At 57.2% G+C, this 22236-nt stretch carries 25 protein-coding genes and 1 tRNA gene; 9 read left to right on the forward strand and 17 right to left on the reverse strand.

Going from position 1 to position 22236, the window contains the following annotated elements; translation table 11 throughout:
* The first annotated feature begins 202 nt into the window (after window positions 1-202).
* The 3 genes from QYH69_RS17935 to QYH69_RS17945 are packed head-to-tail and all read left to right on the forward strand — an operon-like array spanning window position 203 to window position 3608.
* On the forward strand, window positions 203-1048 hold the full coding sequence (locus QYH69_RS17935) for a type I restriction enzyme HsdR N-terminal domain-containing protein (RefSeq protein WP_308833184.1): 846 nt from the start codon (window positions 203-205) through the stop codon (window positions 1046-1048).
* Window positions 1045-2145, forward strand: coding sequence for an N-6 DNA methylase (locus tag QYH69_RS17940; RefSeq protein WP_308833185.1), 1101 nt, complete (start codon window positions 1045-1047; stop codon window positions 2143-2145). The genes QYH69_RS17935 and QYH69_RS17940 overlap by 4 nt, the downstream gene beginning before the upstream one ends.
* On the forward strand, window positions 2142-3608 hold the full coding sequence (locus QYH69_RS17945) for a hypothetical protein (RefSeq protein ID WP_308833186.1): 1467 nt from the start codon (window positions 2142-2144) through the stop codon (window positions 3606-3608). Before QYH69_RS17940 ends, QYH69_RS17945 begins: the two co-directional genes overlap by 4 nt.
* Window positions 3609-3740: 132 nt before the next feature.
* Here the strand turns inward: QYH69_RS17945 and QYH69_RS17950 are convergent, their stop codons facing one another.
* On the reverse strand, window positions 3741-4151 hold the full coding sequence (locus QYH69_RS17950) for an AlpA family phage regulatory protein (protein ID WP_308833187.1): 411 nt from the start codon (window positions 4149-4151) through the stop codon (window positions 3741-3743).
* 633 nt (window positions 4152-4784) lie between these two features.
* Here QYH69_RS17950 and QYH69_RS17955 point away from each other — a divergent pair.
* From QYH69_RS17955 to QYH69_RS17965, 3 genes are all read left to right on the forward strand, one after another.
* Window positions 4785-5915: a site-specific integrase gene (locus QYH69_RS17955; RefSeq protein WP_308833188.1), complete on the forward strand. Its 1131-nt coding sequence runs from the start codon at window positions 4785-4787 to the stop codon at window positions 5913-5915.
* 131 nt (window positions 5916-6046) lie between these two features.
* Window positions 6047-7030, forward strand: coding sequence for an ATP-binding protein (locus tag QYH69_RS17960; protein ID WP_308833189.1), 984 nt, complete (start codon window positions 6047-6049; stop codon window positions 7028-7030).
* Between the two features lie 9 nt (window positions 7031-7039).
* Window positions 7040-9523, forward strand: coding sequence for a S8 family peptidase (locus tag QYH69_RS17965; protein WP_308833190.1), 2484 nt, complete (start codon window positions 7040-7042; stop codon window positions 9521-9523).
* A gap of 71 nt (window positions 9524-9594) precedes the next feature.
* On the opposite strand, the gene QYH69_RS17970 is transcribed toward QYH69_RS17965, so the two are convergent.
* From QYH69_RS17970 to QYH69_RS18015, 10 genes are all read right to left on the reverse strand, one after another.
* A complete protein-coding gene (locus tag QYH69_RS17970) occupies window positions 9595-9888 on the reverse strand; it encodes a hypothetical protein (protein WP_308833191.1) in 294 nt (97 codons plus the stop codon).
* Window positions 9889-9924: 36 nt separating this feature from the next.
* Complete coding sequence (locus QYH69_RS17975) at window positions 9925-10152, reverse strand: hypothetical protein (protein WP_308833192.1); 228 nt, start codon at window positions 10150-10152, stop codon at window positions 9925-9927.
* Between the two features lie 93 nt (window positions 10153-10245).
* Window positions 10246-10767 carry a hypothetical protein gene (locus tag QYH69_RS17980; RefSeq protein ID WP_308833193.1) on the reverse strand — a complete coding sequence of 174 codons (522 nt, stop codon included), beginning with the start codon at window positions 10765-10767 and terminating at the stop codon, window positions 10246-10248.
* 36 nt (window positions 10768-10803) lie between these two features.
* A complete protein-coding gene (locus QYH69_RS17985; protein ID WP_308833194.1) occupies window positions 10804-11034 on the reverse strand; it encodes a type I toxin-antitoxin system ptaRNA1 family toxin in 231 nt (76 codons plus the stop codon).
* 71 nt (window positions 11035-11105) lie between these two features.
* On the reverse strand, window positions 11106-12503 hold the full coding sequence (gene trbL / locus QYH69_RS17990; RefSeq protein WP_374992445.1) for a P-type conjugative transfer protein TrbL: 1398 nt from the start codon (window positions 12501-12503) through the stop codon (window positions 11106-11108).
* 23 nt (window positions 12504-12526) lie between these two features.
* On the reverse strand, window positions 12527-12715 hold the full coding sequence (locus QYH69_RS17995) for a hypothetical protein (protein WP_308833196.1): 189 nt from the start codon (window positions 12713-12715) through the stop codon (window positions 12527-12529).
* 12 nt (window positions 12716-12727) lie between these two features.
* Window positions 12728-13501, reverse strand: a complete 774-nt coding sequence (trbJ, locus tag QYH69_RS18000) for a P-type conjugative transfer protein TrbJ (RefSeq protein WP_308833197.1) — start codon at window positions 13499-13501, stop codon at window positions 12728-12730.
* 87 nt (window positions 13502-13588) lie between these two features.
* Window positions 13589-13951, reverse strand: coding sequence for a conjugal transfer transcriptional regulator TraJ (traJ, locus tag QYH69_RS18005; protein ID WP_308833198.1), 363 nt, complete (start codon window positions 13949-13951; stop codon window positions 13589-13591).
* A gap of 331 nt (window positions 13952-14282) precedes the next feature.
* Window positions 14283-14522 carry a TraK family protein gene (locus QYH69_RS18010; RefSeq protein ID WP_175888281.1) on the reverse strand — a complete coding sequence of 80 codons (240 nt, stop codon included), beginning with the start codon at window positions 14520-14522 and terminating at the stop codon, window positions 14283-14285.
* A gap of 4 nt (window positions 14523-14526) precedes the next feature.
* The gene (locus QYH69_RS18015) at window positions 14527-14766 is read right to left on the reverse strand and encodes a hypothetical protein (RefSeq protein WP_308833199.1); all 240 of its coding nucleotides are present in this window, start codon (window positions 14764-14766) and stop codon (window positions 14527-14529) included.
* A gap of 349 nt (window positions 14767-15115) precedes the next feature.
* On the opposite strand from QYH69_RS18015, the gene QYH69_RS18020 reads away from it, so the two are divergent.
* Both QYH69_RS18020 and QYH69_RS18025 read left to right on the forward strand, forming a co-directional pair.
* Entirely contained in the window at window positions 15116-15808 is a 693-nt protein-coding gene (locus QYH69_RS18020; protein ID WP_308833200.1) for a hypothetical protein, read from the forward strand.
* 212 nt (window positions 15809-16020) lie between these two features.
* A complete protein-coding gene (locus QYH69_RS18025; RefSeq protein WP_308833201.1) occupies window positions 16021-16374 on the forward strand; it encodes an FxLYD domain-containing protein in 354 nt (117 codons plus the stop codon).
* A gap of 327 nt (window positions 16375-16701) precedes the next feature.
* Here the strand turns inward: QYH69_RS18025 and QYH69_RS18030 are convergent, their stop codons facing one another.
* From QYH69_RS18030 to QYH69_RS18055, 6 genes are all read right to left on the reverse strand, one after another.
* A complete protein-coding gene (locus QYH69_RS18030) occupies window positions 16702-17679 on the reverse strand; it encodes a replication initiator protein A (protein ID WP_308833202.1) in 978 nt (325 codons plus the stop codon).
* A 918-nt stretch (window positions 17680-18597) separates the two neighbouring features.
* Window positions 18598-18673, reverse strand: a tRNA-Ala gene (locus tag QYH69_RS18035).
* 55 nt (window positions 18674-18728) lie between these two features.
* Window positions 18729-19097, reverse strand: coding sequence for a c-type cytochrome (locus QYH69_RS18040; RefSeq protein WP_374992446.1), 369 nt, complete (start codon window positions 19095-19097; stop codon window positions 18729-18731).
* 35 nt (window positions 19098-19132) lie between these two features.
* The gene (locus tag QYH69_RS18045) at window positions 19133-19930 is read right to left on the reverse strand and encodes a BON domain-containing protein (RefSeq protein ID WP_308833203.1); all 798 of its coding nucleotides are present in this window, start codon (window positions 19928-19930) and stop codon (window positions 19133-19135) included.
* A gap of 20 nt (window positions 19931-19950) precedes the next feature.
* A complete protein-coding gene (locus QYH69_RS18050) occupies window positions 19951-20538 on the reverse strand; it encodes a phosphoheptose isomerase (protein WP_308833204.1) in 588 nt (195 codons plus the stop codon).
* 325 nt (window positions 20539-20863) lie between these two features.
* On the reverse strand, window positions 20864-21331 hold the full coding sequence (locus tag QYH69_RS18055; RefSeq protein WP_308833205.1) for a YraN family protein: 468 nt from the start codon (window positions 21329-21331) through the stop codon (window positions 20864-20866).
* On the opposite strand from QYH69_RS18055, the gene rsmI reads away from it, so the two are divergent.
* Window positions 21330-22202 carry a 16S rRNA (cytidine(1402)-2'-O)-methyltransferase gene (gene rsmI / locus QYH69_RS18060; RefSeq protein ID WP_308833206.1) on the forward strand — a complete coding sequence of 291 codons (873 nt, stop codon included), beginning with the start codon at window positions 21330-21332 and terminating at the stop codon, window positions 22200-22202. The genes QYH69_RS18055 and rsmI overlap by 2 nt on opposite strands.
* Window positions 22203-22236 lie beyond the last annotated feature (34 nt).

Genomic DNA, 22236 nt, shown 5'->3' on the forward strand with positions numbered 1-22236 from the left:
ACACGACAACCCGGTGTATCAAATCTGAAGTGCCGATGCCGGCGGAAACTGTATCAATTCCGGAGTGCCGTTGACACAGGGCAGGTCAACGTTAGATTGCGTTGGTTCTTTGGTCCTTCGCGTCTCATGTCAGTCTAGCTTTTCGCGGCGTGTCCCCTCAGAATAGCGCGATATTTTGCGGCAAGAAATGGAACTTAAACCGATGAAGAAAAGCAAGACCGCCAAAAGCATGGCCTCCGACAACGGGGCGTCCGATCTCCCCGCCGATCTCCCCGCCGATCTGCCCTCCGCCCTGCCAAGTTCTTCGACAGTCGAAGAACCTGTTGGTCCTAAAGAGGGCTACATTGTCGATTACGTCAGTGGCCGTCACGTTAAAGACTCACCCGAAGAACGGGAAGCCGTTCAGGTTTTCTCTCGGATGCTGGTGGAAGATTATGGCTACCCTTTGAGCCATATCCAGACCCGCCCGCAATTCAGAGTTAAAGCGCGTCCGAGTGACACCAAAAAGGAATACCCGGTTGACATCGCCGTCTTTACAGGCAAAGAGAAGCAGGACGACCAAGTCTACATTGTGGTCGAATGCAAAAAGAAGGACCGGAAGGACGGGCTAACTCAGTTGCAGGATTACTTGCGATTTTGTGACGCGACGCTGGGCGTATGGTTTAACGGCGCGGAAAGTCTATATCTAAAAAAGATAGAGAAATCCGGAAAAGTTTACTTCGAACAAATTCCAAACATTCCACTTTTTGGTCAACGCGTTGAGGATGTTGGCTTATTCCATAGAAAAGACCTCCGGTCGGCGACCAATCTGAAAAGCATTTTTAAGGTTATCCGGAACTATTTGGCCGCAAATGCAGTTGGAATTACCCGAGACGAAGTATTTGCACAGCAGTTGATCAATCTGATCTTCTGCAAGATATATGACGAAAAGTACACAAAGCCCGAGCAAGTGGTCAGTTTCCGCGCTGGCGTGGGCGAAGATCCTGCCGATGTTTCTACACGCATTAAGGACCTCTTCGAACACGTCAAAAACGCTATAAGGACGTGATCGAGGTTACGGATAACATTCAATTTGACCCGGTGTCCCTTACATACATCGTCGGTGCATTGCAACTATATGCTTTGTCACAATGTGAGCGTGACGCGGTCGGTGAAGCATTCGAAACATTTATCGGCCCTTCTTTGAAAGGTCCGCAAGGTCAATTTTTTACGCCGCGAAATGTCGTGAAAATGGTCGTGGACATGGTAGATCCGGGGCCGGACGATAAGATCATCGATCCGGCGTGCGGATCGGGTGGATTCTTGGTTGAGGCGCTCCGACACGTATGGTTGAAAGTCGAGGAACAGGGAGAAGCATACGAGTGGCCCGAGGCGGCGATTGAGACAGAGAAGCAAAAGGTTGCGATCGACAAATTTCGCGGCATAGATAAAGACGCCTTTCTCTCGAAGGTTGCCAAGGCGTATATGGCAATACTTGGTGACGGTCGTGGTGGCGTCTTTTGCGAAAACAGTCTCGAACAACCAAAGAACTGGAATCGAAAGACCAGGGACGGCGTGCAACTGGGAGCATTCGATGTGGTGCTTACCAATCCGCCTTTCGGCAAGAAACTAGCAATTGAAGCCGAAGAAGTGTTGGGTACCTATAATCTCGGACATGCTTGGAAGGCAGATGAAGAAGGCACTTTCGAGAAAGGCAACGTGCTCGACAAACAAGCACCGCAAATCCTGTTCATCGAACGGTGTCTGGATCTTCTTCGAGATGGGGGCAAGCTTGGCATCGTCCTGTTAGAAAGCATTTTCGGAATGCCAAAATATCGTTATGTCGTTGATTTTATTACGCGGCGAGCGAATATTTTGGCGATTGTCACTCTTCCGGAGGACCTCTTTCAGCCCAATACACACGCAAAAACTTGCGTGGTGATCGTACAGAAAACGTCGAATCCAGCCCCGCATCCAATCTTCATGTGTGATGTGAAGTGGTGCGGACACGATAGCCGTGGTAATCCAACCTGGACCTTGGACAAGGACGGCCAGCGTGTGCCGTTGGATGAAATTCCGCAGGTTGCCGCACTTTACAAGCAGGGTCCCAAGGGGAGCAAGCAAGGGACAAAGGGGAACAAACAAGGTTCAAAGGTGAGCGCATGATTTATTATTGGCAGCAGTCGTCCGCCATCCGCGACTCGATTTACATCCCAAAGTATTACAACCCGCAGTTGGTTGCGGAAGCCAATGCACTCTCGACCACCCACGACTGCGTGGCTATTTCGGAACTTATTGATGCAGGGCTTTTAACTGTCTCTACGGGAGACGAAATCGGAAAGGCCGCATATGGGACCGGAGACATCCCATTTGTACGAACCAGCGATATCGCTAATTGGGAAATCAAGAGTGCCCCAAAGCAGGGAGTGTCGCAGGGCATTTACGAGGAATACGCAGCCACGCAAGACGTCCGTGTAGGCGATATTCTTTTCGTTCGAGATGGCTCTTATTTAATCGGTAATAATTGCTTTATTACGGAAATCGATAAGGATATTCTCTATCAATCGCACGTACTGAAATTGAGACTTAAAGATGATGATTCGATGCATCCTCATCTTTTATTTCTAGCATTGAACAATCCGTTCGTCCAGCGCCAAGTGCGGTCTTTTCAATTCACAGCCGATACAATCGATACAATTGGTCGGCGTTTCTTTGATTTGATCATTCCCATTCCGCGCAACAAAAAGATACGCGAAAAACTAACGATAGAGACAGACAAAGCACTCACTGCAAGAATGGCAGGAAAAGCATTCGTAAAGCATTGTCCTAAAATGATCGAGATCGCCCTCAAAACTGGCAGTCCGTCGGCCATTACGGAATTTACGAAGCTGGAACCGGAAGATGCTGTCCATGAAATTTCCAATGAAACTATTTCTGCGGAGTTTGGCGACTTCACTGCATTTTGGCACGACTCTAATAATATAAAAAACGGTATATTTTTGCCGACATACTACAACGTCAAGATTCCTCGCGAACTCGATTCAATTAAAGAGTATTGCGATCTATACAGCGTTGCAGATCTTAAAAAGGCCGGAATCATCGAATATCACACGGGCGACGAAATCGGTAAAATGGCTTATGGTACGGGAACGATTCCCTTTTTAAGAACGAGCGATTTTTCGAATTGGGAAATAAACCACAATCCCAAACAAGGCGTCTCTGAGGAGATTTACGAAGATTACGCGGCGAAACAGGACGTTCAGGAACATGATATTCTCCTCGTGCGCGATGGTACCTACCTTGTGGGATCGTCGTGTATGATAACGTCCGAGGATCAAAAGAGCCTCTTCTGTGGCGGGTTATTTAAGTTCAGGGTATTAAAATCCCCTCTCGATCCGTTTTTGCTTCTCGGGCTTTTCAATTCTTATATTGTAAAACGCCAAATTCGTACGAAGCAGTTTACACGGGACGTTATCGACACTATCGGTAACAGAATCGACGAAGTGATTCTCCCTATACCGAAGTCTGTACAACTGCGGAACGCCATCTCGGAAAATGTTCGCAACGCTATCGAGACACGAATCTTTGCCAGGCGAGAAATAAGCCGCCTCTCGGCTGCAATTGCCTAAGCTTCATGGCTAGGAAAGCGCACTGTGTGTCGTGCGTCTTGTCTATTAACGTAACGCAAAGCATATGATGGGCGGTTGGCGGCGCCGCCCGGTCACAACAGAAGGACGATTCGCATCAGTGGGACCAACTTTTCACCGACGCTGAGATACCGCATCCGCTGCCTTGTAGTCGACTGGCGATGACAAGAAAGCCTCAATGTCAGCGACGCGCCATGCCACCGAACGCGTTCCGAGGTGCACCTGCTCCGGGAAGGTCCCGGCCTTGATGCGCTGATAGATGGTTGATCGAGACGAGCCCGTTTCGCTTTCGACTTCTGCGCGACGCATAATCGCATTAGGCGCTCGTCGAATCGGTTCCGGTCTCGTTTGTGTCACCGGAGCGGGCAGCGTTGCGCTTTGCGAAACATCGGCTGCAGCGTGCACGCTGCGGCTGGCCGTCAGGCCAAGGTCGACCGGCATCGCTGCAAGCTGATCGCCGGCTGCGCACCATTTCGCGAACGCTTCGCAGTAGCAAGCCAGCGCCGCCTCATCGACGGTGTCCAACACGCCGGGCGTCAGACATCTGCTTAGCCACGGCGGGCCAATGAGCTAGTGCCGAGGGAGATAGTCGTGCCAGTATTTTCCCGCCGGCATACCGGCCACCGTGACCCCGTTGCGTTCGATCATGACGAATGGAAGCGTCTTCATTCGATCAGTCTGCGTCGTTGTCCGCGCATGCCAGCCTCCTTTCGGTTCCGACCTGAAAAAGTTTAAAGTTTGCGGCGGAGAAGCACACGTCGGAAAAATCAAGGCAAAAACTTGCGCGGCGCGAGGGGAACGAACGGCAAGATTGGACGATGAGTCGCGTGGAACGTGCGGCGCCTCATAAACTGCTTCCAAGAATTGATCGTTCGCCTAACACTATGCCATTCTCGGCATCAGGCAGACGAACTGTCTGTCGCCCTGATGTCACCGTGCGGGATGGCGAACCGAACGATGATGGAAGTGCCACCAAATAAAAAACCGGCCTAAGCACCGGTTTTAAAGGAATTTCTTGGTGGAGCGGAGGAGGATCGAACTCCCGACCTTCGCATTGCGAATGTAAAAACATAGTCAATGTTGACAATGGATTTCCAGCATTCTTGCCTTTTATGGCACAATTTTGGCACAGTTAGTTCGAGATGACCATTTCCGTCGATGGCAACCATCACCAAAAGAGGCCCCTACCAGTGGCGTGCGCAGGTACGGCGACTCGGCTACCCGGCACAGAGTAAGACTTTCAATACGAAAGGTGAGGCGGAAGCCTGGGCCAAGATGATCGAGTCAGAAATGGCGCGCGGTATGTGGGTCAGCCGCAGTGAGGCCGAGGCTACTACGCTCTATGAGGCTCTGAGGCGCTATCAAGAGGAAATATCAACAGCCAAGAAGGGAGCGGTCCAAGAATCGTCGGTACTCAAGGTGTGTATGGGGATAGCGCTGGCGAAGCGGCCACTTGCGTCCATTCGCAGCGTCGATCTGGCGAAGCTCCGGGATGATTGGATGAAAGACTACAAACCAGCCACTGTATTGCGGCGGCTGGCTGTCCTGTCGCATGTGTTCAGCGTGGCTCGCAAGGAGTGGGGAATGGAAAGCCTCTCAAACCCCGTGGAACTGCTGCGTAAGCCACAGCCGAACAACGCTCGTACTCGTCGTCTGGTTGAGCATCGACCTCACAACGCTGACACCGTTGACCATGACGTTAGCGACGGTAGAGGCGCACAGGATGGCGAACTCGACCGAGTGGTGGCAGCCAGCGAATCCGCGCTATTGCCGTCCATTGTCTGGCTGGCAGTCGAAACCGCTATGCGTCGTGGCGAGATCGTGTCGTTGCGATGGGAGCACGTGGATCTGAAGCGCAGGGTGGCGCATCTGCCAGCGACAAAAAACGGCACAGCTCGCGACGTCCCCCTTTCCTCTCGCGCGGTTGCGGTGCTCCAAGCCCTTAGCGACAGATGCGACAGGTCCTGGGAGGCGGTCAATGGTGTCGGCGCAGACCGAACCGGCCCGATTTTTGACATTCGGAGCGACGCTGTAACCCGGGCGTTCGAAAGGGCCGTGACGCGCGCGCGGAAGCTCTACGAGGAGGAATGCCAAGAGACACGGCGAACGCCGGGAACGCGATTTCTGGTTGATCTTCGCTTCCACGACCTGCGCCACGAGGCGGCCTCTCGACTGGCGTCCATATTCCCTCTACACGAGTTGACGAAAATCACGGGCCATAAGGACCCTCGCATGTTAATGCGCTACTACCATCCCAGAGCAGAAGACCTTGCAAAGAGACTTTCGTGATGTTCGAGCCAAGGATATAGTCAGAACTGACCTATCCAACGGTGAGTGGCGACCCGCAGCAAATCCGCCACCTCGGCGGCCAGCATGCCTGACAACGTGGTCTAGTATCATGACGGATTGGAGGGTCGAAAATGGCGACAGCTGAGCAAATCAAGGCACTATTGCGTAGTCACGCAGATCGCGATGATCGGCGTTTCTACGCGGCTGCCTTGCAGGTGGCCGCCCAAGAAGCTCGCCAAGGGCACCACAAGCTCGCCTCGGACATCAAGCAGATGGTCGAGAAGTCGCAAAGCGCCGGTGGCCCGGGACTCGCGTTAGCGCGGCCGACACCACTGACGAACCAACCTAGGGGCGACCTCAAGGGACTTCTCGATCTGACGCATGCGCCTGCTCGGTTTTCCGAGCTGGTACTGAGCCATGAGGTACAAGAGCGTCTTAACCGGGTCCTCTTGGAGCAACGGCAAAAGGACAAGCTTGCTCAGTATGGGCTGCATCCTCGGCGAAAGCTGCTGTTTACAGGACCACCCGGTACCGGTAAGACCATGTCGGCTGCGGCGCTGGCAACGGAGCTAAAACTGCCGCTGTATACCATTGTGCTCGATAGTCTGATCACTCGGTTTATGGGCGAGACTGCGGCCAAGCTGCGACTTGTGTTCGACCAGATCAAGCAAACTAGAGCGGTCTATCTCTTCGACGAGTTTGACGCAATAGGAACGCAGCGTGGATCGCAAAATGATGTGGGCGAAATCCGGCGCGTGTTGAATTCATTCCTTCTTTTTGTGGAGCAAGACAGCTCTGAGAGCCTGATTGTCGCTGCGACTAATCATCCTGAGCTTTTGGATAAGGCTCTATATAGACGCTTTGACGATATCATCCGCTTCGAAAAACCGGACGAGAAGCAAACCAAGGCAATTATAGAAAATCGCCTATCAATGTTCGAAATGTCCGATCTGCATTGGGACCAGCTAACCACGGCATCCATTGGCCTGAGTGCGGCCGAGGTTACGAGGGCATGCGAAGACGCGGCGAAAGAGGCCGTACTTCACCATAGCGACCGAATTTCAACAGAACTCTTGCTTAAGGCGATTTCACAACGTCACACTGGCAAAAAATAAGGAGAAGCGATGCCAGATTGGAAGCGGCATATCTTCCTCGATGGGTTCAACTCCAATGAGGAATTTCGATCTCGCCGTACCGGACGAAATCCGGTTATCCCTCCCCAAGATCGCTTTCGGCATGGTGCCGCGCTAACAGAGCGCTACACTGCCATACTTGGTGAGTTCGATCATCGCCGGCAAGACATCGAAAATCCAATCACGGAGGATACGGGCGTATTCATTGAGATTACTTCCGCTCCTGGCGTCAAACTGCCCTTGGACAGCCTCGACACAAGAGACTTTAAACTCCATGCTTGCAAAGAAGTCGGCGATGCCGAGGTTGCCGTAATTTTCGTTCCCGAAACACGACGCGATGTTTTTCTACGCAAGCTCACGCAATACCTCAATCCGGAAAAGGATAGCGGCAGCGGCCCGCGCAACCATAATCTGATCGACAGTATCGCCGAGATGCGCTTGGCTGACCTCCGCGCATTCTGGACCGATGACGCGCGCCTCTTTCCTCAGGACACGAACCGAACCATATGGTGGGAATTGTGGCTGAAAAAGCGCGCGGATGAAAACCCGCAGGACGTCGCACGCCAACTCGCCGAGCGTATTGGCGGCCAGCTAGGAGCAACGTCGCTGAGCTTCTTCGACAGCATGGTCTTTTTGATAAAGGCCTCCGCTTCTCAGCTCGAACGAGCCCCCGAATTGATCGCCTCATTAGAGGAGTTACGCCGAGCAAAAGAGACTCCCAACGCCATCATTGACTCTTCGCCCAAGGAGCAGCAGCAATGGGCTGAGGGTCTTCGTCGTCGTCTGCAAATCGATGACGACGCATCGACAGCAGTAACTATTCTCGACACCGGCGTCAACTACAACCACCCCATTCTGTCAGCAGTGACAACTCGCGACGAAGCTTTGGCATGGGACCCGGCATGGCCTCACTTTGATCCGGCAAACGACCACGGATCGCGACAAGCAGGACTTGCCGCATTTGGTGACTTGCACGATGCACTCGTTAGTGCTGCTCCCATTGTTCTCACGCATCGTGTCGAATCCGGGCGCATTCTTCCCCTGGAAGGCGAAAACGATCCCGAGCTGTACGGTGCGATAACGGTGAATACGGCCGCCGCACTTGAGGAAAGGCGGCCGGACTGGAACCGTGTGTATTCGTTGGCGATTACGGCTGATTCGGATTCCGACGGAGGCCTTCCAACATCCTGGTCCGCAGAAATCGACAAGTTCACGTCGGCAGCAGAGGATGGCAGGCAAAGACTCTTTGTGGTTTCTGCTGGCAACAATCGCGCAATATCACCAGACGTTGGACCGTGGGAGCAGCTTGAGTTAGCCGAGATAGAAGATCCCGCTCAGGCGTGGAATGCGCTAACCGTAGGTGCCTATACGGAAAAGACCACGAACGATGATCCCGACTTCGACGGTTGGTCGCCGTTCGCGAGGGCTGGCGACGCTGCTCCCAGCTCCCGATCCTCAGTGAACTGGGGTTGGAGAAGGCAAGCGCCGTACAAACCCGACGTCGTTGCAGAAGGTGGAAACCGCCTGCTTTCGCCCGATGCGACTGAGGTCACAGACGCAGACGTGGTATCACTATTGACCACCTCAGGGAGGGCAGCCGGCCAACTTTTCGAGGTCACAGCAGACACGAGTGCCGCTTGCGCATTGGTTTCGCGCCAAGCGGCGATGCTAACTGCGGAATATCCGAGCTATTGGCCTGAAACCATCCGTGGCCTTCTCGCTCATTCAGCGGACTGGACTGACCGCATGTGGGAGCGATTCGGTTTACTAAACGCACGTCACAGTCCGAAAGTGGCCAAGGAGACGATGTTACGCTGCGTAGGCTATGGCGTGACGAATTTAGAGAGAGCGCGTTACAGCGCGAACCACGCCTTGACGCTCGTGGCACAGGACACATTGCGGCCCTTTACGAAGGCCGAAGACGCAACTGCGTCCACAGACCCCAAGTTAAATGAGATGCAGCTATATCGGCTACCTTGGCCGGTAGATGCTCTGCGTCAACTTCCACCGGAACTTGAGGTCAACCTTCGGGTCACGCTCTCCTATTTTATTGAGCCAAACCCCGGCAGGCGAGGATATCGCCAGCGTTACAGTTATCAGTCGCATGGCCTACGGTTTGAGGTAATTCGCCCCAATCAATCGCTCGACAATTTCCGTGCGTTCATCAATGCCAAAGCGGAACTGGAAGACTACGATGGTCCTGAAGGTGACGCTGACGGATGGCGGCTAGGCCCTCAACTGCGAACGCGCGGCTCGCTACATTCCGACGTCTGGACGGGGCCGGCTGCGGCGCTAGCGGATATGGATACGATCGCGGTCTACCCTGTCGGAGGGTGGTGGAAATACCGTACTGCTCACGAAAGGTGGCGGAACGACGTACGCTACAGCCTGATTGTGAGTATCGACGTGCCTGATGAGTCCATCGATATTTATACGGTCGTTTCCAACCTAGTAGAAACGGAAATCGAAACTTGACGCGCGTTGACGAGGCCCGCAAACCACTCGATCTGGAAGCGGCATAACGAATTCTCTCAAGCAGCACGCACCTAGCCTTCTTTGGCCTTGCGCGCTACCGCTTGGGCTACCGTCTCGCCGGGACGTAGGCCGAATAGTTCGCGGGCATTGGCCCTGGTAATGAACAGAGGAACGTCAAGGGTAGGGCCTTCGTCGTCCAGGAAGGTTGGCTCTGGCGCATCAGCCAGGTTGGCCAAAACGTTACCGCTTGCGATGGCATCTTGCTCGCTCAAGGCATTCTCCTTGAACGCGCCGGTCGTGTTCTCCGCCTTGTCGCTTGGTTGGGTGGTGGCATTGAGGTTCGATTGTTTTTCGTCGCAACTCATGGTCATGGGCGTCTTGGCTCAGTTGAAGATGGATGTTCACGGGTGCGTGATACGCAGCCACGGCCCAAAAACGTCCTTCAAGCACTGCTGACAGAGATCGATACTGATTTGGCTGCCATCCCCGAAAACGGACGTATAACCGCCCGTGAACGAGAGCGACAATTTTTCGTGCCACTCCATATCGGTGGACGCGAGGCGGCGGCTACAACGATCACAGGTAAAGGAGACGGCTTCGAGGACGGTGATGGGTTGATATTGAAGCATCGGAGCGCTCCAGATCAGTTCAAATGCGATCCGCCGTGTCGCGGTAGTCGGAAAGAAGAATAATATTCTTATTATTCTTACCAGCGTTATGCGCTACGTGCTGGTCAAACGGCTCGCCCTGGCTTGAAGGTCATCCGGCGTGGCTCTCTGTAACGATATGAAGTCACGCTCGGCCATTGTCTCGTAGGTGCCTCGAAAAGGTAGGTAGAGATCCACAACCCATGATTCACCCTCTTTTCGCCCAGCATAAGGGTGAAGAACTTCGCCATCCGGACGCTTGCGATCAAATCGCAGAACTCCTTCGTGCGGGTACGGGTATGCACACCGAGTCGCCATCATCCGTTCGACAACCTCGTGGGGAAAGCGCGGATGCTCGGAAGTATCTGCGGCGTGGATCGCCGCGCGAATCGATTCCTCGACTGTAAGGTGACAACGCGCAAAATCGTCTTCATCGAATACCTCTTCTTTGACGATATAGGGCGGGCCCTCATACCAGTGCGGATCGTCGTGGTCCAACCGGATCGCCAAGATGGTTCGGGCACCGACATCGGTACAACGCCACCACCCCGTGCAATCCATGAAGGTCAGACCGATATGAAAATCTGTGTGTTTCATGGAAGTTCCTTGCGCCGATAGCATGCTGCTTGCAGCTCAATGGCGCCGCAGCGTTTGGCGTACAGCGGTCATTGCTTCATTGAAATCTCGGTGCGTCGCGCGCCCTGTTTCGGCCTGGTAAAAGACGACCATAAACAGGTTCGCAACGGCCTCCGCCATTGTCGATAGCTCCCGAGCGGTGCTCTGGTCCATGAATTCCAAGTCCGCGAGTTGCATTGCGGCGTGATGGATAACTTGCCGCGCTTCGGTATCATGCGTAGTTGCCATGCTTCACCTCTCTAGCAGGTGTTGTTACGTGGAAGTGCCGGCCGGTTGCCGCCAGCCGGTGCGATTCCGGTTTAAGCGTCGTCTTGCACTGGACGTTTGTTGACGAAGGCAGCCACCTCATCATTGACCGGCTCGACCCGATCTGCGTCCGAACCCAGGCTATCGCCGGCGAAGCTCTCTTGACCCGCTCCGGACGCACCGCTATTGCGAATCGCTGATGCGATCTTCCCGCCCGTGGTGCTTGCGATCTGCTCTTTCGCGGACGCGGCGATGCTACTGGCCTTGTTCGCGGCGATCTGGCCCGAGCCCTTGGCGAGGTTCGCCCCCATGTCAGCCGCGAATCGACCGGCCGTGCTCATCGCCGAAGCGAAGCCGCCACTACCGCCCGATGACGACGAGGCGCCACCGACCGAGCCAGATCCACTACCACCGCCTGAGAACATGCCGCTGCCGCTCGACATGTTTTGCTGCGCGGATTGGAACGCGGCCTTGAGGGCGGAAGCGCCGCCCGCCGCACTCGATGCGCCGCCCATCACAGTTGCCCCAGCCGTGGCCGCCGCACTCGCCGTCATGGCGGCAGCAGCCATCACCGAACCAACCCCAGCGCCGCCAATCGAACCCGCACCGCCGACACCAACAACGCCGGCGATCTTCGGGGGTATCTTGCTCGTGAGATACATCAGGACGAACGCAGCGATGAGCATGATCGCCATTTCTTTGAGGTCAACGCCGACTCTCATGCTGGCGTAATACTCGTTGATGAACGTCTTGCCGATACCAATGAGCAACAGCATCACCATGAGCTCCGCCCCGATCGCCAAGACATGCTTGTAGTAGCTGATCGCGATATCTGACGTCCAGCGTGCTCCGCCAAAGCCTAGAAAGAACACCCCGCCATAAATCATGATCCACGCTGACACGAAGACCAGCAGCAGGTTCACGCCGACAATCGCAAGAACGATCATCACGACCAACGCCATGAGAAGACCTACCACGCTGTCCGTGGGCGACCAGACTGACGACTGATCCAGCGACTTGGTAAAAATGTCGTAGCCGATTTGCACGATACCTCCTGGCGTAAAGTCGGTTGACTGGCCGATGGCCTTGGCGCCGATCATCCACATCGACTTGACGATGGAATCGGCAATCGCCGGCCCGTTGGACAGGATCCACCAGAAGAAGCCGAGCACAGCGAAGAAGCGAACGATCTCCGCCAAGGCCTCCGTAATGCCGCCGTTTTTCAACGCTAGCATCCCAAACGTCCATACCATGCTGATGAGCGCCAGGCCCCAGAACAACCACGACGCGTAGCTCACCATCACGCTGCCCCACGCGCTGGCCGCGGCCTGGTATTTCCCCATCACCGAATCGACTACATTCGAATTTATTGGCGCAGCAACTACGGTTGCCGAATAGGCGAGAGCCATCGAGCCAAGCGCGAAGAGCTTGCTGCCTTTGTTGGAAAACATCGTTTTCATAGCACGACTCTCCGTCACTGGTCTTTTTTCTGCGGCTGCGACGACGCGCCGTCCCAGGTCCAGTTCTTCGGAGGTGAACTGACGATGTTGCTGCCATCACGCAATTGCTTCGCGGCCGCCGCATGCTGTGCCTCGATCTGCGCACTCTTGTCACTGCATCCTGCGAGGACACTGATCACGAAGGCCAAGATGGTGAATTTCATCGCCGGCCCTCCTTATTCAAACGTCCAGTTCTTCGGGGTCGAACTGGTGATGTTGCCGCCGTCACGAAGCTGCTGGGCCGCCGCTGCTTGCAAGGCTTCCTTGTCAGCCACATTCTCGGCGCGCGTTGCTTGCGCCGTTGCCTGCGCAGCCAACATGCCCCGGATCTGCAGGAGCTGGTTGTTTTGCGCGCTCGCGAGCTGGTTGGCCGCTTGAAGCGCCTGCATCTGCCCTTGTGCGCCAGTCGCCTGCGATTGCAGCGAACGGAGATTCGCCGCGTCCGTGACCAGCGTCTGCTGTTGCTGATCGACCGCCTTCAGGACGGCATCGTTGGCGCTCTTTTGCGCGGTCGAACCATTCGCCTGCGCATCGAGTAGCGCCTGTCGTTGCGAGTTCGAGCAGCCGCTCGACGCGAAGCACGGCGATGTGCGGTAATAGCTCACGTCCTGGTATCGCAACAGGTAGGCGTCAAGACTGCCAGCCTGATTCTTGTAGTAGCTCAACGTGTCCTGCGCTTGCAGCAGCTTGTTGATCGTCTGATTCGCTTGGTCCCACACCCAAGCGGCCGGAGCGAGCGTGTTTTGCAGCATGTTTTGATACTGCTGTAGCTGCGTCTGGTACTGCTGAATCTGCTTCTCAACAGCCGCGACGTTCTGCATCGCACTGATCGTTGTTTGCACAACGTTCGTAGCATCGATCACGGGGATGCCGGCGCGCGCCGGGACATTGAGTGCCGCTGCGATTGCGACAACCAATACCATCTTGACGGAACCTTTTGCTCTACGCATCTTGCTTCTCCTTCGATTGATTAGAGACCGCCTCATAAGCTGAACATGGGTGGTCCACGAGTCAGCCCGCTTTAGCGGCTAAAAAGCTCATGCACGCACTATCCGCGTCATGACCGCCCGCAATTCGTCCTGTGTGGCCTCGATCTTCGTCAGCAGGACGCGGATGGTGGCCGGCGCAAATCCGGCCGTTCGCGCATCGTTCGTCAGCCAGAGCTTCAGCAGGCCACCGAGGCGCCCCAGGTCGCCATTGACTCGGGCCAAGTCTTGAACGCGGGCGAGATCAAGAATGCCTCGGATCTCGTAGCCCACTCCCACGTTCCGCAAGTAGGCAGCGACGCTCAAGCCGGCCGCCGCCGCATTGCGCTTTATTGCCGCTTCTTCGTCAGGCAAGACGGGCACACGAAGGTGGCGGCCATGCTTGCGCGTCATCGTCTTTGTCTCGGCGTCCATTACTCATCCAATCCGGCCTACGCCGGCATTAAGCGGCGGTAGCCGCTGCCTCGCAGAGCAGGATTCCCGTTGAGCGCCGAAGGCACGAATAAGGGAGAGTGAAGATAGATAACCGGCCCGCCGGTTAGCTAACTTCACCTATCCTGCCCGGCATACCACCCGCTTCCGAAACGAACCGGGACCGTTCCACGATAGGCACGTCGTCGTTGATTTGCCGATTCCCTTTCGATCAATCGAAAGAACAACGCGCAAATGCTGCGTTGGCCGAAAAAAGACATGTTTTGTTCGACTCCAGGAAGGCGATGGCCGAATGCAGCAAGGTCGCTGACCATTACGGAACCGCTTGCTGCTTGCGTGTCAGTTCATTGGCATATCTGCGGAAGGCTTGGTAGCCGTAACGGATATGCCCCTCATCCACCAGCGCCTCCCAGATGCTCATTAGCGAATGCCCGTCATCGATGGCTGCTTGGACTTCGGTGCGCACGAGTAGGAAGGCCGCTCGGTTTCTCGCATTCCGTCCAATGGACTGCTTCAAGGCGCGCTCAGCAATTCGTTCCGACAGGGATTTCATGGCATCAAACCTCGTAGCCGTGCGACAACAGCACCTGAGCCAGATTGGCGCCTTCCCAACTTCCCGGGCGGCTGATCACCATGCCAGCGTCCTCAGCGAGCATTGCGAGCAACTTCGAAGGCGTCAGCTCGCCATGACTGGTGAACCCTTCCCGTAGCCTGTTCGATTGGGTGCAGCGCATCGCAAGCTCACCAAGATTCGCCGCCGTCGCGTCGGATATCTCTATCGAAATTCGCTTCGTCATGTGGCTCTCCTTGTGCTCCGATGCCGGTGTCGAAAAGGCGTGCAACTGCCTCGGTGGGAAAGTACATGCGCCGGCCGATATAGACCTTCTGGGCGTTTAGACACCGTGCCCACTCGCTCTTCGACTTGAGTAGCGCCATTCGCAAGCCTTCTGGTTTCCGGCTCAACGTGGTAGCCAGTTGCTCCAGTGTCATGACCGCGCCGTACCGCTCTTTCAAGATGTCGAACATTGAACTCACACACTTGGCTCGATTCCGATTGATGGATGTTGTTGCGTGAATTCTTGGGCAAGCGGGGATAGAATTGCAGTGCGAATAACCGGGCATTTTTTTACTAGGACTTAAAGACCTATGGCACGGCCTGCACGGAGTGAGTTAGAAAAACGGCAAGGTGGAATGCGCGCGGCCGCGTTGCTGCATGTACTCGCCGCTCGCATGGGAGCGAAGAATCCACACCAGTTCGCAGCATGCTTTGACGACAACGTCGGCACACTCACTCAGCAGTCCGGAAAATGGCGGGCCAACTTCAGCGGCGTAAAACCTCTGTCCGCACAGCAAAGAAAGCTACTGGCACGCCTTGATGCTGACGCCGATGTTCTGCATGAAGACGGGCCGGCTGCGCTATGGAAAGCGATGTGGGGGCCGCTGAACGAGTTGCAGCCGATAGTTTCCGTTGAGCTGGAAAAATGGCAGACCCTCGATATGGTGCTTGCTGAATTTGAGGCCGATCTGCTGTTGGCCGAATGGGAGCACGCGCCCCTCACCCTCGCACATTTGGCAAAAGCTGTCGCCTTGTATCGACTACATCTCGAGGTCGAGGCCATCGTTCCCCTTGGCCTTGACGGCAAGGGAATATGCAGGTGTCTGAGGCTCTGTCTGGATAACGATCAAATACAGCAGGAACTCTCCAGTCTTGGCGTTCAACACGCTGTTGATTCCGAACTGACGAGCTGGATCGTGTCCCGACCTGACATGGAGGTCGCATGGACATCGTCCCGAACGCGATGGGATGCCCTTGCGGAACGGCTGGATTGGGTCAACTGACAGGCCCAGAAATTTTAGCGGCTAAAATTCGGCGGCTTGCGTCCCTCAAATGTCAACGACATGTCTTGGAGGACAACGCTTCGATGCGGTGGAGAGTCGCATGACCGTCTAATTTTGTCCGCCAAGTCAGCGCTTCTTGACAGATGGGGGACGTGCTGAGATCGGCACAGCCGCAGCTTGCCAAAACAACGCTATCAACCTGAGAGGAAACTATGAAACTCAATCGTTCCAAGCTCGTGTACGGATTGCTCGTAATCGCCGCGACTTACAGCCTGACGGCGCACGCCGAAACGGACTACGACGGGCAATACGCTCGGAACATCGGCATCACCTATGACGTGGGCGAGAACAACTCCGTTGTCGGGAAAATCACCAACAACGCGAATCGCACCGTTTATGTCTCGGCGGAATTCAAAGGTTATGCGGCAGACGGGCACGTGAGTCAGGGTGGGGGAATCGCGATCTTTGACCACCTTGATCCCGGTGAGACTGCACGCTTTAAGAGCGGTGGTTTTTTCGAGGCGATCAAGTCGGCCAAGCTAACCAAGCTGCGCACGGTTCCTTGAGCTGTAGATTCCAATGATTGGTGTCGACGGTAACGCTGGTCCAGCCGGCGCGCGAGCTGCGCGTCGCCAACAAGATCGAGCGACGACTCGGCCGCAGCAGCGCACAACTCGGATGTTAAGGTTTATATAAAGTTAAATCGCGCGCGCGCGTTACGGTTCTTGAAACCCTTGCTGCGCAAGGCTTCTCGGGATGAGACCATCCCTAAAAGCACGAAGTAGCTCATACGTAAAAGCACGTGGTAATCCACAGCCCGGCATCCTTAAAGGCACGTGGTAATTCACAGCCGAGACCCGGATATCCACAACGGCGGGCACGCGATGTCAGCATCAGTCGGGTCTGCCGTGCTTTCGAGTATGCGCCTTCTCGCGAGCCTTGGCCGAGGTGTGAGGCAAGCCGTTCATCATGGCTGCGATCTCGGCCCGATACCCCTTCGGGCCGTTAGCGTAGAACGTCACGTTGTCAGCCTTAGGATCGTAGGCCATACGGTAGTCGGGCAACTCGCCGGATGCCGCCAACGCTTTGATGGCCGCCCGGAACTTGAAGAGCTTGTCGGCGCTGCCGCTCTTTTCGTGCAACGTGGCGATACTAGATCTCCAAGTTGGCTGATCGCCGCAGTGCTTTCGGGCCAGCTCGTAGATGCGCCGGTCCAATGGCTTGCGCAAGCGGAAGTAGCTTGGCGAAAGGGTTTTCACTTGCATGGCGTCCACGCTGCGAAACAGCCAATCTGGCAAGGTCACTTCCACGGCTACCATACGGTTGTCTCCGTCCCGCTCGATGACCTTGGCGGAATCGACCAGTCCGAAGAACCCACGTTCGCGTTTGCCTGCCGTCTCGATGTTGGTTTCGATGCGTGTACCGGTGAGGCGAGCCAGCATCTCTCCCATGCGAATATAGGCACGGCCACTGGTGTCGCGATTGGTCGAATGCAGGAAATCGTAAGCCGTGAAACGCACGGTGCGCGTGATCTCGCGACCACGGTTCTTCGCCGCGACCAATTGACTAATGCAGTAGATCCACAGATCTTTGTCGTGGATCGTCGCACAGCCATCAACTCCAGGCTTTACCGTTACCTTGGTCTCTTTTCGTTCGTACACACGTATGCGCCGGTCGCCAGCGCGCAGGGCGAAGAGCGGATGCTCCATGCTTGCCAGGTCGTCCTTCGGCGAAGCATCGAGAATGTCCGCGACGAAGAAATCGCATTGTCGGTGCCTGAGTGGTGCAAGGTGCAAATACGTCGATGCGGACGCATTGCAAGCCTCGCCCGGCGACGCCAGCGGCGTCGCTTCGACGATGAAGGCTTGCATCGCTCACACCTCAGCCGCAGCTTCGGTGGGATGGACGCTGGCTTGCTTGCGATGCTGGCTCCGCTGCCGCGCAACCTGCTCAGCCTTGGTAGGGCGGCCTCGGCGTGGTCGCAGGTCATCGGAGCAAACCGAGGCTACAGGGCGAGACAGTCCCTCGACATGGGCGGCCAACCAGTGCTCTACGTCTTCGAGACGCCAAAGCAACCGCTTGGTACTCGGTAGGCGGCAAATCGGTGGAAGTGATTGCGGATTGCGGGTCGCGTCGCTGCGGATGCTTGCGACGGATTTATGCAGATACTGCGAAAGTTGTTCTACTGTCAGGAGCGATTTCATGGGCGAACGCCTCCGATCCCGACTGGTCGATGACCAGCCAAGTCGGATGAGGTCCGCGGAACCGAGTCTTGGCCTAGACGACCTTGCGTTGCTCGACTGAGCAGCAGAGGGCCGACATCGCATCGGTCTCAAAACTTCGGCGGGGTTGTCCCCCTCGTTCGCTTGCCCGCTCTCCTGGTGCGTATCAACCTTTTGTTGAAACCGTCCTCATCCGGACCGGCGAGATACGCTCCTGGCGATTGCCCAACTGGGCATCCTTTCTTGCTCTCCCACCAATTCCGCTTATGGTGGGTGCTGCTGAATAGTCCGTGGCTCCACGCTTCGTAGATGTGAGCGGCGCTACCCGCATCCATCCTTTGCTTTTGTCTCGTAGCCGTTCTGTACGTCTTCAGCGCGCGGCAAACCCAAATTTCTCGGGCAGCCTGAGTCTACCAGCAGTGTGCGGCAGTGTCATGCAGACGTAGGAAGGCAGGGAGGGGAGGCGTTGGCACAATTTTGGCACACACGATGTGCCAAACCCTGCGGCCGAATGCAAAACAACGCACTACTTCGCAAGAGGTAGTGCGTTGTTTTTGCTGGAATAAGTGGTGGAGCGGAGGAGGATCGAACTCCCGACCTTCGCATTGCGAACGCGACGCTCTCCCAGCTGAGCTACCGCCCCAACGAATCGCGCAATTCTAGCACAAGCTTTTTTAGAATGACCACGGCCGAAACCTTCATTTCAAAGGAGCCCCGGCCAGCACCCAATCGACGACGGTACGAATATCGTCATCGCTCATCGCCGGATGGGCGGGCATTGGAATCGCGCCCCACACGCCGGAGCCGCCGTCTTTCACCTTATGTTCGAGCATCGTTTGCGCCTGCGTGTTGCCTTTGTAGCGGCTCGCAACCTGCTGGAACGACGGACCGACGAGCTTACGATCGATCGCGTGGCAGCCAAGGCATGCATTACGCTGCGCGATCTGCAGACCGCGCGGCGTTTCAGCCGCGTGCGCCGCGCCCGCCGCCGTCAACACCATCAGCGTCGACACAGCAACTACAGCACGCGCCCCAGTCTTCACACTCACGACCACCGCACGCCGCATCGCCTCAATAACGCCCCCCAAGCTTCCCAGACGCCTCACTTCACCGCCTGCGGACTACCCGGCTGCACATTCGAATTCGACACCGGCGCCGGCGGCTGCTGATCAAGCGGCTTCGCCGACACCGACGCATCTGGCACCGCCCCCGTCGTCACGCCCTCGGGCGCGGCCGCCGCCTCGGGCGACGACGCGCTCGGCGCCGATGCCGCCGCGGCCGCCGCCGCCACCGCTTCCGAAGGCTCGATGTACTGGAACACCTTGACGACCTGGCTCACCCCCGGCACGCGGCTCGCGACATTCGCACCCTGCGCGCCTTCGTCCGGCGTCACGAGGCCCATCAGATAGATCGCCCCGCCCTCCGCCACCACCTTGAAATTGTTCGCCGACAGATCCTTCTCGGCGATCAGCGCAGTCTTCACGCGCCCTTCGAGATACGTATCGTTCGTGCGCGCAGAGAAATCGATGGGCTGGCCGATGGTCAGCTCGTTGACGAGCGCATGCACGTTATTGATGCCGCGCACGATCGTCGCCGCCTTCTGCTTCGATGCTTCGTCAGGCACTTCGCCGGTCAACAGCACGCGCCGGTTGAAGACCGCCACGTTGACGTGCGACCCGTCGCCGAGAGCGTCATTGATCTGCGAGATCGCCTTCACCTGGATTTCGCGGTCTTCAGTCTGCGCGCCCAGCGTGCGCCGGTCCGTCGCGACGAGCGCGCCGCCGCCCGCGGCGGCCCCGACCGCCAGCACGCAGCCTTGCAGCGTCGCGGCAAGACCCGCAACCAGCCCCACCACGAGCGTGGTCCTCACAAGCGTACTTTTCACGCGATATGCGCTCATCAACTAGCTCTCCTTCGAAGTCACTCTTCGCCCAGCAACATCGCATCGATGCCGTCGCACAGACAGTGGATGGTCAGCAGATGCACTTCCTGAATGCGCGCGGCCTGTTCAGACGGCGCGCAGATTGAGATATCGATGTCGGTCAGCACGCCGTTCGCGTTCCCGCCGCCGCTGCCCGTCAACGCGACCACGACCATTTCCCGCTCGTGCGCGGCGTCGATCGCCGCAAGCACGTTGGCCGGATTGCCGGACGTCGTGATCGCGAGCAGCACGTCGCCGGGCTGGCCGAGCGCGCGAATCTGCCGCGCGAAGATCTCGTCGTACGCATAATTGCTGGCGAGCGCCGTGAGCACCGATGTGTCGGTTGTCAACGCAACGGCCGGAAGTCCCGGCCGTTCGCGTTGGAAGCGGCCGATCAGTCCGGCCGCGAAATGCTGAGCGGCAGCGGCCGAGCCGCCGTTGCCGCACGCGAGAATACGATTGCCGTTCGCAAGCGCGCCGAACATCGTGTCGACCGCGGCGGCAATCGGCAGCGCGAGGGTGTCCACCGCGGCAAGGTTCACTGCCGCGCTGTCGCGGAAGTGCTGTTGAATACGTTCGACTGACATCGACTCTCTATCTTGTACTGCGCGTTCTGTACTGCGCGTCTCTTGGCACCGTGCATCGGGCGGGCGTCGAGCATCGCGCGGGACCCCATACGGCGAAGTGCGCCGCGATCGCGAATTCGCCTCGCGCGCAGATTGTCGTGCGCACCCTGCGCTTGCGAGCATCAGACCGCTTTCGCGGCGCGGCGTTCGATACCCGATGCGCGTGGCGCAAGTTTAACGTACTCGCGAGGCCTATCGCGCAGCTCAACACCTCGCGCGCAGCAAATGCCTTCGGGCGCGGTGCATGCCGCCCGCGTCATACGATTGACGATTGCAGTTGCGCAGTTCAGCTATCGTCTGCTCGAAACGCATCGCGCAACCAGACAAGACGCCCCGCTTCGAAAGCGACTACGTCGAAACGGCACGCGGCGGCTTCGTGCGGATGCTGCGCGAGGTAGTACTGCGCGGCACGCACGAGCCGCTCGCGCTTATGCCGGCCGACACTCGCGGACGCGCCGCCGTAGCGCGTCCGGGCGCGCGCCCTCACTTCGACGAACACCAGCGTGCCGTCCCCGTCGCGCATCACGAGATCGATCTCGCCGCCGCGGCACATCACGTTGCGCGCGACAAAGCGCAAGCGCTGCCGCTGCAGATAGGCAAGTGCGTGCGCTTCGAATTTCGCGCCAATGCTCGCCGTGGTCGCGTTCGATCGCGCGATGCGTGCGGCGCCCGCGCGCGTGACCGCCGCCTTCCCGCCATCGGCGTGGTGGCACAATGGCGTGCTCCTTCCGTCAGTCTGCGTCTTCAGTCTCATGACCTCTCTCTCCGAACTCGCGCAACAGCAGCACTATCCGCAAGGCGCGCTATACGTGGTCGCCACGCCGATCGGCAACAGCGCCGACATCACGCTGCGCGCGCTCCACGTGCTCGGACTCGCCGATCGCATCGCCGCGGAAGACACGCGCAACACCGGTCAACTGCTCGCGCGCTACGGCATTTCGAAACCGTTGATGGCCGTGCATCAGCACAACGAGCGCGCCGCGGGCTTGCGCATCGTCGAGCATCTGCAAGCGGGCGAGCGCGTGGCATACGTGTCGGACGCGGGCACGCCCGGCATCTCGGACCCCGGCGCGAAGCTCGTCGATGCCGTGCGCGAAGCGAACCTGCCGATCGTGCCGCTGCCTGGCGCAAGCGCGCTCGCGACCGCACTCAGTGCGGCCGGCGACTGGGTCGCGACGTTCTCGTTTCTCGGCTTCCTGCCGTCGAAAACAAAGCAACGCGCGGCGCAGCTTCAGCAATTGGCCGCACACCCGCATGCGATGGTGTTTTACGAAGCGCCGCATCGAATCGTCGAAACGGTCGACGCACTAGCCGATGCATTCGGCGGCGCGCGACGTCTGCTGATTGCACGCGAGCTGACGAAATTACATGAGACGCTGCACGGTTGCACCCTGGCCGAAGGGCCAGCATGGCTCGCGGAAGACGCGAACCGTCAACGCGGCGAATTCGTGCTCGTGGTGGAAGGCGCCGCGCCGCAAGCGGCAGGCGAAAATGAACACGACGCGCTGCTCGGCATCTTGCTCGAAGAGGTATCGGTGAGCAGTGCGGCAAAGATGGCGGCCGCCATTACGGGCGCGCCGCGTAACGCGCTATACGCGCGCGCGCTGCAGCTCAAAAAAGACTAAAGGGCCGCGCGCAGCGGCCCTTCGTGCGGCAACG

The organism is Paraburkholderia sp. SARCC-3016 (assembly GCF_031119615.1).
In the GTDB taxonomy this organism is placed as follows: Bacteria; Pseudomonadota; Gammaproteobacteria; order Burkholderiales; family Burkholderiaceae; genus Paraburkholderia.